Below are 11,667 nucleotides of genomic sequence, written 5' to 3' on the forward strand. Positions count from 1 at the left end.
TGGGAAAGCCCGGGCCGTCCTCGGACGAGTCCTGCGCCAGCGTGGCGCAGGCCGTTCTCGATCAGAAGTCCATGCCGCCCATGCCGCCCATGCCGCCGCCGCCGCCCATCGGCATCGCCGGCTTGTCTTCGGCCATCTCGCTCACCGCCGCTTCGGTGGTGATGAGCAGGCCGGCGACCGAGGCCGCGTCCTGGAGCGCGGTGCGGACGACCTTGGTCGGGTCGATCACGCCGGCTTCGACGAGGTTCTCGTAGGTGTCGGTCTGCGCGTTGAAGCCCATGTTGGCGTCGTCGCCGTCGAGCAGCTTGCCCGAGATCACCGCACCGTCATGCCCCGCATTCTGTGCGATCTGGCGAACCGGCGAATACAGCGCCTTGCGGACGATATCGATGCCGCGGGTCTGGTCGTCGTTGACGCCCGTCATGCCCTCAAGGCACTTGGTGGCGTACAGCAATGCGGTACCGCCGCCGGGGACGATTCCTTCCTCGACCGCGGCGCGGGTCGCGTGGAGAGCGTCGTCGACGCGATCCTTGCGCTCCTTGACCTCGACCTCGGTCGAACCGCCGACCTTGATGACCGCAACGCCGCCGGCGAGCTTGGCGAGACGCTCCTGGAGCTTCTCGCGGTCGTAATCGCTGGTGGTGTTCTCGATCTGCTGGCGGATCGCTTCGGTGCGGCCCTTGATCGCGTCGGAATCACCCGCACCGTCGACGATGGTGGTGTTGTCCTTGTCGATCTGGACGCGCTTGGCGGTGCCGAGCATGGCCAAGGTCACCGACTCCAGCTTGATGCCGAGGTCTTCCGAGATCATCTCGCCCTTGGTAAGGATCGCGATGTCCTCCAGCATCGCCTTGCGGCGATCGCCGAAGCCGGGTGCCTTGACCGCTGCGACCTTGAGGCCGCCGCGCAGCTTGTTGACGACGAGCGTGGCGAGCGCCTCGCCCTCGATGTCCTCTGCGATGATCAGGAGCGGACGACCCGACTGGACGACGGCTTCCAGGATCGGGAGCATCGCCTGCAGGTTGCTGAGCTTCTTTTCGTGGATCAGGATGTACGGGTCGTTCAGCTCGACCGACATCTTTTCCGGGTTGGTGATGAAGTAGGGCGACAGATAGCCGCGGTCGAACTGCATGCCCTCGACGACGTCGAGCTCGAATTCGAGACCCTTCGCTTCCTCGACGGTGATCACGCCTTCCTTGCCGACCTTTTCCATCGCTTCGGCGATCTTCTCGCCGACGACGGTGTCGCCGTTGGCCGAGATGATGCCGACCTGGGCGATCTCACGCGTGCCGGCCACCGGCTTGCTGCGCGCCTTGATGTCCTCGACGACCTTGGCGACCGCGAGGTCGATGCCGCGCTTGAGGTCCATCGGGTTCATGCCCGCTGCGACCGACTTCATGCCTTCGCGAACGATCGCCTGCGCCAGAACGGTCGCAGTGGTCGTGCCGTCGCCGGCGACGTCGTTGGTCTTGGAGGCCACTTCGCGCAGCATCTGCGCGCCCATGTTCTCGAACTTGTCCTTGAGCTCGATCTCCTTGGCGACGGTGACGCCGTCCTTGGTGATGCGGGGAGCACCGAAGCTCTTGTCGATAACGACGTTGCGGCCCTTGGGGCCCAAGGTCACCTTGACCGCGTCGGCGAGGATGTCGACGCCGCGGAGGATGCGCTCACGCGCGTCGCGGCCGAATTTCACGTCTTTGGATGCCATGTGGCTACCCTTTCAGATGAGAATGATTGAGATTGGAAGGTGAGGCTAAGGTGAGGCCAACGGCGCTCAGCCAACGATCCCAAGGATGTCGGATTCCTTCATGATCAGCAGGTCTTCGCCGTCGACCTTGACCTCGGTGCCCGACCACTTGCCGAACAGGATCTTGTCGCCGGCCTTCACCTCGAGCGGGTGGACCTCGCCGCTCTCCGAGCGCGCGCCGGTGCCGGCGGCGACGACCTCGCCCTCCTGGGGCTTTTCCTTGGCGGTGTCGGGGATGATGATCCCGCCCGCGGTCTTCTCTTCAGCCTCGACGCGGCGAACGAGAACGCGGTCGTGCAACGGACGAAAGTTCATTGCTGATGCCCTCTTCTTTGAATGTGACAGATTTCTGGCACTCAGGATGCCCGAGTGCCAACACACGCCATATGTGCGGGCGATTGCTCGGCGTCAATGCCACGGACGCCAAATTTCAGGCAGCGGGAACAAGCCCGAGCCGTTCGCGCGCGGCCCAACGCCAGAGCAGCAGCGCGGCGACCGCCCCGAGCCCGCTCGCCAGGCCGATCCAGATACCGAGGCCGCGCCACGCGAAGGTGAAGCCGAGCAGCACCGCGACGCCGAAGCCGACGACCCAATAACCGAGCGCGGCGATCACCATCGGCACGCGGGTATCCTGGACGCCGCGCAGTGCCCCCGCGGCAACGACCTGCGCCCCGTCGAACAGCTGGAACACCGCCGCGACGCCGAGGAACTGGACCGCCAGCGGGATCACCGCGGCGTTTGCGGGCGCGTCGACGTCGAGATAGGCGGACACCACCAGGCGCGGCACGAGCCACAGCAGGACCGTGGTCGCGCCCATGAAGCCGATGCCGAGCACCAGCGCGCTCCACCCCGCCCGCCCGATCCAGCGCCGGTCGGCGGCGCCGTAAGCCATGCCGACGCGGATGGTGGCGGCCTGGGCGATCCCGAGCGGCACCTGGAACGCGACCGCGGCGATCTGCAGCGCGACCGCATGCGCGGCGACCTCGATCACCCCGATCAGCCCCATCAGGAACGCTGCACCACCGAACAATGCGCCCTCGAACGTCATGGTCAGCGCAATCGGGAGGCCCAGCTTCGCGATCTCGGCCAGCCGCGACCATTCGGGGCGCCACCAACGGCCGAACAGGCGGTAGCGGCGCAGCTTGCGATCGAACGCCAGGATCAGGCCGTAGGCGAGCGCCATCGCGACCGTCGTGAAGACGCTGGCGATTGCCGATCCCTCCAGCCCGAGCGCGGGGAATCCGGCATGGCCGAAGACGAGCAGCCAATTGCCGAGAATGCCGACCGCCAGCGCCAGCGCGGTCACCGCCATCGCCCAGCCGGGGCGCCCGAGCGCGGCGGCGGCGTTGCGCATCGCCACCGCGGCGGTGAACGGCAGCATCGCGAACAGCAGGATATCGAGGAACGCGCCCGCGCGCTTGGCGACCGCGAGGTCCTGATGCGCCAGCAGGAACAGCGTCTCGCCGTTCGCCAGCAGCGCCATGAACGGCACGCTGGCGAGCGCCGCCAGCCAAAGCGACATGCGGAACGACCGCCGCACCTCGCGCACCGCATGGTGGCGGCGACCGAGCTCGGCGGCGAGGATCGGCGATGCGGCGCCGACCAGCCCCAGCAACGCGAACGAGATGATCGAATAGAGATACACGCCGAGCGTCGCCGCTGCGAACTCGACGGTGCCGAGCCGCGCGACGAAGATCACGTCGACCGCATAGACCGCCATCTGCAGCAGGTTCGCCGCGACCAGAGGTGCGGCGAGGCGGGCGAGTGCGCGCAGTTCGCCCGCCAGGGTGGCGGAGGATGCGGTGAGCGGGGTTGGGGCGGAGGTTTGGTGCACGCGACGAGGCCATAGGCGAGGCTGAGTATGGAGGATAGGCAGTCGCGAAGCATCCGTCGTCACCCCGGACTTGTTCCGGGGTCCAGGGTGCCGCGTGCGAAGATCTTGAGCCTCGATCCGCATCGCCCGCCGCTCGCTGGCCCCCGGAACAAGTCCGGGGTGACGGATCGTGTGTGGCATTCGAAACCCGCAACCATTCAACGATTGTGTTGCTCGACCATCACACTTCCCGCTATCGTGCCGGAAACGCCCGCGCTCCGCCGGGCCGGAGTAGACACGTGAAGCTGGTACGGGTCACATGGAAGCTGCTTGTCGCGATCAAGGACGGGCTCGTCTTGGTCGGGATGCTGTTGTTCTTCGGTTTGTTGTTCGCAGCCCTGGCCAACCGGCCGGGCAAGGCCGCGATCGGCGACGGCGCGCTGGTCCTCGACCTCGACGGCTCGATCGTCGAGCAGCCCGAGGAGCAGGCGCCGTTCGCCGCCTTGGCGGGGCGGCCGCAAGCCAAGCAATACCGCCTGCGCGACGTCGTCCGCGCGATCGACGCGGGGCGTACCGACGACCGGGTCAAGGCGCTGGTGCTCGACCTCGACCGCTTCGGCGGCGGCTATCCCGCGGTGATCCAGGAGGTCGCCGACGCGGTCGCCCGCTTCCGTGCGACCAAGAAGCCGGTGCTCGCCTATGCCACCGGCTATACCGACAGCGATTACCGGCTAGCCGCCAATGCCAGCGAGATCTGGATCAACCCGATGGGCGGCACGCTGTTCACCGGGCCGGGCGGCAGCCAGCTGTACTACAAGGGGCTGATCGACAAGCTCGGGGTGACCACCCACGTCTATAAGGTCGGCCGCTACAAGTCGTTTGTCGAACCCTACACTCGCGCCGACCAGAGCCCGGAGGCGCGCGAGGCGCTGACCGCGCTGTACGGCTCGATCTTCGGGCAATGGCGCGACAGCATCGCGCGGGCGCGGCCCAAGGCGCAGGTGGCGCAGTTCCTGGCCGCGCCCGACAAGATGATCCTGGCCGCCAACGGCGACGTCGCGCGCGCCAATCTGAGCGCAGGGATCGTCGACAAGCTCGGCGATCGGACCGCCTTTGGGCGCCGCGTCGCGCAGATCGCCGGCTTCGATGCCAAAAAACCGGCGGGCAATTTCAAGACGATCAGCCTGACCAAATGGATCGACGCCAACCCGCTGCCCACCAAGGGTGGCGCGATCGGCGTGGTGACGGTGGCGGGCGATATCGTCGATGGCGAGGGCGGGCCCGGCACCGCCGCCGGCGACACGATCGCCAAGGCGGTGCTCAAGGGGCTGACCAAGGGCGACCTGAAGGCGCTGGTAGTGCGGGTCGATTCGCCGGGCGGTTCGGCGCTGGCGTCCGAGCGCATCCGGCTCGCGGTGCTGGAGGCCAAGCGCCAGGGGCTGCCGATCGTGGTGTCGATGGGCGGGCTGGCGGCGTCGGGCGGCTATTGGGTATCGACCGCGGGCGACACGATCTTTGCCGAGCCGTCGACGATCACCGGGTCGATCGGCATCTTCGGGATCGTCCCGACCTTCGAGAATGCGCTGGCCAAGGTGGGCATCACTGCCGACGGGGTGAAGACCACACCGCTGTCCGGCCAGCCCGATCTGTACGCGGGCACCAACCCCACCGTCGATGCGATCCTGCAAGCGGGAATCGAGAACGGATATCGCCAGTTCGTCGGGCGGGTGGCCAAGGCGCGGCACATGACGCCCGTGCGCGTCGACCAGATCGGTCAGGGTCGCGTGTGGGACGGCGGCACCGCGCGTCAGCTGGGACTCGTCGACCGCTTCGGCACCTTGTCCGACGCGATTGGCGAAGCGGCCAGGCGCGCCAAGCTCGACCCGAACGACGTCCATGCGGTGTACCTCGAAAAGGAACCCGGCTGGGCGTCCAAGCTCGCGCAGAGCTTCACGCGTGACGACGACGACGATGCCGGGGCACCCGCGGGCGACGTGTTCGCGCGGGTCGCCGCGGATCGCCGCGCGGTGCTGGCGCAGGCGGTCGGCGACGTGAGGCGGCTGGCGACGGGCGGCTCGATTCAGGCGCGCTGCCTCGAATGCGGTGGCCTTGGCCCCAGCCCGAGTGCGGGCGCCGACGCGCGGCTGCTCGACGTGGTGCTCGCGAAACTGGGCTTCGCCTTCTGATCGCAGTGCGACCGGCGCGCGCCGGGGATGCGGGCGCCATCACGGCGACCTGTCAAGCACGCGCGGTGGATCGACGTCGGCTATTGGCAACGCGCATTGGCGCCGCCGAAGGTGCCGCAGGAAGAACCGAAGCCGTTCGCGAAGGCGCGGTCGGTCCGGTGATCGGGGGCCGACCCCTCAGTAGAAGTTGGCCAACCGCAGCGTCCGCTCGGCGCCGCCGCACACGCCCAGCCGGACGATCCGTCCGGGCGCGCCCACCGACCACGCGGCCAGCGGGCTCGCGGGGTAATCGGGGGCGATGGGCGTACCGTCGACCGAACAGATCGTCTCGCCCTCGCGCCATCCGGCAGCGGCAGCAGGGCCGTTCGCCATGACGTGCAGCACCTTCAGCCGGTCGCGCTCCAGCCCCAGCAGCAAGCCACTGGTCGAGCGCAGCGGCGCGCGGTTGGCGCCCGGGCCGGGCTGAAACACCATCCGCCCCGCCCCCGGATCGAGCAGCACGCGGTAGTTCTGGAGGAAGCCCGAGCCGATCCGGCCCGCAGCCCCCACCGCCTTCGAAAAGCCGCCATCGCCCTCGACGCGCACCTCGACCGACGCCGCTTCCAGCGTACCGACGCGGAGCGTGGGCACGATCGCCAGCGTCGTGACGAGCGGCCCGGCCAGGCCGTAAGCGATCGCGCTGGTCGCCGGCAGGCGTGTCAGCCCCGCCGCGGCCCAGCCTGCCTGCGTCACGGTGATCGCGGCGCCGTCGCCGGTATCGACGATCATCGGCTTGAGCGTCCGAGCGCCCAACGTGATGGCGCTTTCGTAGACGAGCCGCTGCGGGGATATCGTGAGCGGCGCGGTGGCGCCGGTGAACGGCAACCGCCCCGAGGCGATCAGGCGGAAGCGGCGGTGGGCATAATCGATATCGAGCGCCTGCCCGCCGATCAGGTCACGCCCGACAAGCATGTCAACCGCAGCGCCGCTGCCGGTGGCCAGCGCGGGCAAGGCGGTGACCGCGACGCTCGCCCCGGTCAGGGTCAGCCCGCCGATCGCGATCTCGCGCGTCGCCATCCAATCGATCGCGACCTGCCCGCCGATCGCAGTGGCCTGCCCGCCCGAGCGGAGCCTGGTGGCATCGACCGCTATCGACTTGCGCGACAATACGGTGACGCTGACGCCGGTGTCGAGGATCGCGGTGAGGGTGCGACCGTCGAGGGTCAGGGGAAAGCGAATCTGGTTGCCGGGGGTCAGATCGAATTGGACCCAGCGGTCTTCGGCGTCGGAAGCAAGTCGCGCGATGCCAGCCTCTGGGGCGGCAGCAGCGAGGGCGCGCTGTGGCGACGCCTGACCGCAGGACGCGGCGATGGCGATCGGCAACGCAATGGCGACCGGGATGCGCATCGACCCGGCTGTAGAGGATCGTTACGCCCAGACAATAGTGAGCGGTGCCGAACCGCATTGCGGCACGGCCTGCGCATGCCGTATCCTGTTCCGCCTGGCGGATCATGTACGATTGTTCACGAACAGAACAAGATCATGTTGCCGCGCGAGGGGGGCTGCGGCGTCGAAGTGCTGCTCGGCACGACGCCCGCGCAACAAGGGACGTGAGATTGTGACTGAGATCGTGGCAGTCGCCGTCGAGGTTCTGTTGACCGAAATCGAGATTCGGCGCGCCTCGTATCGGTGATCGCTTCGCGGTTCGAGGCGATTACGCCTTTCGTGACAACGGCACGGTGCGGGTCGTGCGCAAGGCGATCGGCGGCTTCGCGGGGGCGTTCGACGATCTCGGTCGCATGATCACGGCTGAGCCGGCCGATTACGTACGCCTGCATCACCTCCACCAGTTGTTTCCGCTTTCAAGGCGAGCAGTACCTTGGCGATCGGCTTTCGCGTCGGCGAGCAGCGATATGCCATTCATGCAGCGACAACAAAGGCGTGAAAGCTGCCGGAGAACAAGCCGCCGGATGCGCTCGCGCAGACCGCGGCAAAGGCGGTCAGCGCAACTGGATTGGTTATACCTGATACGGCTTGGCTGATTACCGTAACCGAATGGCCTTGGGCGCTCGTGTTCGCGGCAGTCGGACTGTATGCCACCGTCGTCGCCGCGTTGTTCGCGCGGCGATCGCTGCTCTTCTTGCGAACAGGCGAATGCGGAACATCATGAGGACACCGAGGATGACGGACACCGCGCGCGGGATCGCCGAAGCCGGGCCTCGGCGGCACCCCACGAACGTCGTTCTGCTGGCGGTGGTGGCATGGGTGTCCGGCGTTTCCGCCGCGCCGCCGCCGGTGCTGGTCGTGCCTGCGGACGGCGCGTTCGCAGGCAGCGTCAACGGCAGCCCGGTTCGGGTGCTGATGACGGCCGACGGGTTGTCCTATCCGGTGCTGAACCCCGACGTCGCCGGCAGACTGTCACTCAAGAGCAGCATGTTCACGGTCGAGGCGCGGGTCGGCGCCGTGACGATCCCCGGACGCACCGGGGTGGTTACGCTGGGCATCGGGAGATCGGTCGAGAAGCGGCGCGCCCTGTGGTTCGAGCGACCGAGCGTCGGCAACGCCGACGTGGCGTTGGGCCCCGAATCGGTGCCGCACACCGTTGTCACCTTCCTGATGCGCCCCGAAGTGTCGGGTGAGCGGCGGATCGGCTTGCCGATGACGCGCAAGGGCGGGCGGCTGGGCACGATAGTGCAGGTGGGGCAGGCCAGCGTATTCGTTCAATGGAATCTGCAGCGCGTCGACTCGCTCGCCACCGCGGCGGCGGCCAACGACCTGGCGGCGACCAATGGCGCCAAGCTCGAGGGCGCGCCGCGGACCGAGATCATCCGGTTCGGCGTCGCTCGCCCGGTCCGATCGCTGCGGCTGGCTGCACCGCTGGTGATCGGGCCGGTACGTGTCGCCGCGATGAACGCGCGCATATCCGATTACGGCAACGCCGGCGGCATCCCCGATGCGGATGCCGACCCCAATGAAGTCGTGGTGTACGGCAAGCGCAAGGACCGTTCGGAGCATGTCCTGACGATCGGCCGCGGCGATCTGTCGCGCTGCTCGAGCATCAGTTTCGACAAGGCTGCGAAACGGATCAATTTGACCTGCGCCGGTTGAGCGCTTTGCCGGGGAGAGCCGACCCATGCTTGTGCTCCTGATCGCCGCGGCGCAGGACGTCGACGCATTGATCGCCACCGCACATGCGCGCCTTCAGGCAGAGGCGCATTGTCCCATCGATGCCGACGTCGCCGACATCACCGTATGTGGCAGGCGGAGCGCAGACCGTTACCGCGTGACCTTCGTGCAGCGTTCGGCCGCGCCGGAACAGAGCGTCTCGGCCGAGCGGGCGCGTCTGCTCAACCGCACCAATCCCGTCCAGGACCTCAGCCCGTTCCTGGTCGGTGGAGGCTTTGCCGGGGTGACGGTAGGACGTTCCTTCGGCCCGGGCGGCGATGGCGGCGCGACGCACGTGGAGGGTCGGCGACCGCTCGCCCCATGACCAGGCCCTGCCCTGAGAGTGCTACAGGCACGCCTCCAGCATTGCATGATCGAAGCCGAACATGCGGGCCTTGTCGAGGGTATAGGGCCTGAGGCCCATCGACTGGTATTCGCCCAGGATCTTTCCGTCGGCGCCCTCTTCCATATATTCGAACTTGAACAGTTCCTGGGTGACGATCACCGGACCTTCCATGCCGATCACCTCGGTGATGTTGGTGACGCGGCGCGATCCGTCGCGCAGGCGCTTGACCTGGACGATCATGTCGACCGAATCCGCGATCTGGCGGCTGATCGCTTCCTTGGGCACCTTGATGTCGCCCATCATCACCATGTTCTCCATACGGGCGAGGGCCTCGCGCGGGGAGTTGGAGTGGAGCGTGCACATCGATCCGTCATGACCGGTGTTCATGGCGGAGAGCATGTCGAAACATTCGCTCCCGCGGATTTCGCCCAGGATGATCCGGTCCGGGCGCATACGTAGCGCGTTCTTGACGAGGTCGCGGATGCTGATCTCGCCCTGACCCTCCAGGTTGGCGGGGCGAGTTTCTAGCGGCAGCCAATGCGGCTGCTGGAGGCGGAGCTCGGCGGCATCCTCGATCGTCAGCACGCGCTCGCCGGGGTCGATCATCTTGGACAAGGCGTTGAGCATCGTCGTCTTGCCCGAGCCGGTGCCACCCGAGATCACCACGTTGAACCGGCATGCGCCCGCGATCTTGAGCGCGGTCGCCATCTTGGGGCTCATGCTGCCGAAGCCCGCCATCATATCCAGCGTGATCGGCTTGGCCGAAAATTTGCGGATCGAGATCGCCGTGCCGCGTAAGCTCAGCGGCGGCACGATGACGTTGACGCGGGACCCGTCCTTCAGTCGCGCGTCGGCCAGCGGCGTGGTCTGGTCGACGCGGCGGCCGACCGAGTTGACGATGCGCTGCGCGATCTGGAACAGATGCTCCTCGTCGCGGAATTGGATCTGCGCCAGCTCCAGCTTGCCCTTGCGCTCGACATAGGTCTGCTCGGGGCCGTTGACCATGATGTCGGTGATGTTCGGGTCGGCGAGCAGCTCCTCGAGCGGGCCGAGGCCCAGCAGCTCGTCGACCAGCACCTTCTCCAGCGCGAACTGCTCGCGGCGGTTGAGCGTCAGCTTCAATTCGGCGAGCACCTCGCCGATGATCGGGCGGAACTCCTCGGCCAGCTCGTCCTTGCCCAGCGTCGCCGCGGCCTCGGGATCGACGCGCTCCAGCAGGCGCGGCAGCACCTGTTCCTTGATCTTGTGGATCGATGCCTCGAACCCCTCGACCCGGCTGTTGCCGGCGTCGCCGCTGGCGTTCTGGCGATCGGCCAGCCGCTGCATCGCATCGCTCTGGCCGGGCATCGCCCCGATCAGGTCGTCGGCCGCGATCTCGCCGGGCATCGGCAGCGTTTCGAGCGGGGGGAATTGCTCCCCTCCCGGCTCCCGCACCGACCCGCCCTGCATCGGCCGCGCCACCCCGAACCCGGGGCGCGTCCCGCTTCCACCCGTGCCGCTACGACGTCCGAACGCACTCATGCCTGAACCCTCATGTCTGGCAAACGGAGGTAAACGGGAAGCCTTGCGATTTGCCTAACCATCACGGGGCACCAAGATCGTTGCGCCGCCAGGCGATCGGCATCTCTCGGTGTCGGTTGGCCATTTTCGCGAGGCGATGCGAGCGGTGACCGCCCGGTGCGCGGGATGGCGAACGCCTCCCCCGACAAGACCGCGGCGGTCAGGAACAGCGGCAGCGCATAATGGAGCCAGAAGTTGCCGATCGCGACCGCGGCGACCGGCGCCACCCCGATCGCTGCAAAGCCGAGCGCGCGGGCCACATGGGCCGCTGCCATGCGGTGGAGATGGTCAACGCGGCGTCAGGCGCGCTCGCGCTTGAGCAGCGCGCGCTTGCGATCCGCCCCGTAAGCATAGCCCCCGACGGTGCCGTCAGTCCGGCGGACGCGGTGACAGGGCACGACGATCGCCACGGGATTGGCGCCGCACGCGGAGCCCACCGCGCGCACCGCCGTCGCGTTCCCGGCCAGTGCCGCGAGTTCGGCGTAGCTTCTCGTCTCGCCCGGCGGGATCGTCCGCAACGCCTGCCAGACCGCCTCCTGGAACGCGGTGCCGCGGACGTCGAGCGGCAGATCGCGGTCACGATCCGGGGATTCGACCGCCGCCACCACCTGTTCCGCCAGCGCCGCCAATGCCCCGTCGCCCTCCGCGATCTCTGCCATCGGAAAGCGTTCGCGCAAAGTGGCGTCGTCCTCGTCGAAGGCCACCCGGCACAGCCCGCGTTCGGTCGCCGCGATCAGCAAGGCGCCCAAGCTGGTCGCGGCGATCGTCCAGCGGATCGTCACGCCTGCGCCACCGCGCCGCCATGCACTGGGCGTCATGCCCAGCCGCGGCGCGGCGTGATCGTAGAACCGGCTCGGGGCGGAATAGCCCG

At 67.9% G+C, this 11,667-nt stretch carries 10 protein-coding genes; 3 read left to right on the forward strand and 7 right to left on the reverse strand.

Features of this window, described 5'->3' with window-relative positions:
* Window positions 1-61: 61 nt before the first annotated feature.
* The 3 genes from groL to ACE5C1_RS12970 form a co-directional block, all read right to left on the reverse strand.
* Window positions 62-1,708 carry a chaperonin GroEL gene (gene groL, locus ACE5C1_RS12960; RefSeq protein WP_374944493.1) on the reverse strand — a complete coding sequence of 549 codons (1,647 nt, stop codon included), beginning with the start codon at window positions 1,706-1,708 and terminating at the stop codon, window positions 62-64.
* A gap of 66 nt (window positions 1,709-1,774) precedes the next feature.
* Window positions 1,775-2,062 carry a co-chaperone GroES gene (gene groES / locus ACE5C1_RS12965; RefSeq protein ID WP_374944494.1) on the reverse strand — a complete coding sequence of 96 codons (288 nt, stop codon included), beginning with the start codon at window positions 2,060-2,062 and terminating at the stop codon, window positions 1,775-1,777.
* A 115-nt stretch (window positions 2,063-2,177) separates the two neighbouring features.
* A complete protein-coding gene (locus tag ACE5C1_RS12970; protein WP_374944495.1) occupies window positions 2,178-3,581 on the reverse strand; it encodes an MATE family efflux transporter in 1,404 nt (467 codons plus the stop codon).
* A 278-nt stretch (window positions 3,582-3,859) separates the two neighbouring features.
* Between ACE5C1_RS12970 and sppA the strand changes: the two genes are divergently transcribed.
* Window positions 3,860-5,746 carry a signal peptide peptidase SppA gene (gene sppA, locus ACE5C1_RS12975; protein WP_374944496.1) on the forward strand — a complete coding sequence of 629 codons (1,887 nt, stop codon included), beginning with the start codon at window positions 3,860-3,862 and terminating at the stop codon, window positions 5,744-5,746.
* Window positions 5,747-5,923: 177 nt separating this feature from the next.
* Here the strand turns inward: sppA and ACE5C1_RS12980 are convergent, their stop codons facing one another.
* Entirely contained in the window at window positions 5,924-7,132 is a 1,209-nt protein-coding gene (locus tag ACE5C1_RS12980) for an aspartyl protease family protein (protein WP_374944497.1), read from the reverse strand.
* Window positions 7,133-7,906: 774 nt separating this feature from the next.
* On the opposite strand from ACE5C1_RS12980, the gene ACE5C1_RS12985 reads away from it, so the two are divergent.
* Window positions 7,907-8,833, forward strand: a complete 927-nt coding sequence (locus ACE5C1_RS12985; RefSeq protein WP_374944498.1) for a hypothetical protein — start codon at window positions 7,907-7,909, stop codon at window positions 8,831-8,833.
* Between the two features lie 25 nt (window positions 8,834-8,858).
* A complete protein-coding gene (locus ACE5C1_RS12990; RefSeq protein WP_374944499.1) occupies window positions 8,859-9,215 on the forward strand; it encodes a hypothetical protein in 357 nt (118 codons plus the stop codon).
* Between the two features lie 21 nt (window positions 9,216-9,236).
* On the opposite strand, the gene ACE5C1_RS12995 is transcribed toward ACE5C1_RS12990, so the two are convergent.
* The 3 genes from ACE5C1_RS12995 to ACE5C1_RS13005 all read right to left on the reverse strand — a co-directional run.
* Window positions 9,237-10,757 carry a CpaF family protein gene (locus ACE5C1_RS12995; RefSeq protein WP_374944500.1) on the reverse strand — a complete coding sequence of 507 codons (1,521 nt, stop codon included), beginning with the start codon at window positions 10,755-10,757 and terminating at the stop codon, window positions 9,237-9,239.
* Window positions 10,754-11,071 carry a hypothetical protein gene (locus ACE5C1_RS13000; protein WP_374944501.1) on the reverse strand — a complete coding sequence of 106 codons (318 nt, stop codon included), beginning with the start codon at window positions 11,069-11,071 and terminating at the stop codon, window positions 10,754-10,756. The genes ACE5C1_RS12995 and ACE5C1_RS13000 overlap by 4 nt, the downstream gene beginning before the upstream one ends.
* Before the next feature lie 24 nt (window positions 11,072-11,095).
* The coding region (locus ACE5C1_RS13005) for a methylated-DNA--[protein]-cysteine S-methyltransferase (protein ID WP_374944502.1) at window positions 11,096-11,667 on the reverse strand (572 nt) is incomplete at its 5' end.

The sequence above is a fragment of the Sphingomonas sp. genome (assembly GCF_964263785.1).
In the GTDB taxonomy this organism is placed as follows: domain Bacteria; phylum Pseudomonadota; class Alphaproteobacteria; order Sphingomonadales; family Sphingomonadaceae; genus Sphingomonas.

Coding starts and splice junctions, on each gene's coding strand:
- groL (WP_374944493.1), bottom strand. CDS start 1,708: ATGGCATCCAAAGACGTGAAATTCGGCCGCGACGCGCGTGAGCGCATC.
- groES (WP_374944494.1), bottom strand. CDS start 2,062: ATGAACTTTCGTCCGTTGCACGACCGCGTTCTCGTTCGCCGCGTCGAG.
- ACE5C1_RS12980 (WP_374944497.1), bottom strand. CDS start 7,132: ATGCGCATCCCGGTCGCCATTGCGTTGCCGATCGCCATCGCCGCGTCC.
- ACE5C1_RS12985 (WP_374944498.1), top strand. CDS start 7,907: ATGACGGACACCGCGCGCGGGATCGCCGAAGCCGGGCCTCGGCGGCAC.
- ACE5C1_RS12990 (WP_374944499.1), top strand. CDS start 8,859: ATGCTTGTGCTCCTGATCGCCGCGGCGCAGGACGTCGACGCATTGATC.
- ACE5C1_RS12995 (WP_374944500.1), bottom strand. CDS start 10,757: ATGAGTGCGTTCGGACGTCGTAGCGGCACGGGTGGAAGCGGGACGCGC.
- ACE5C1_RS13000 (WP_374944501.1), bottom strand. CDS start 11,071: ATGGCAGCGGCCCATGTGGCCCGCGCGCTCGGCTTTGCAGCGATCGGG.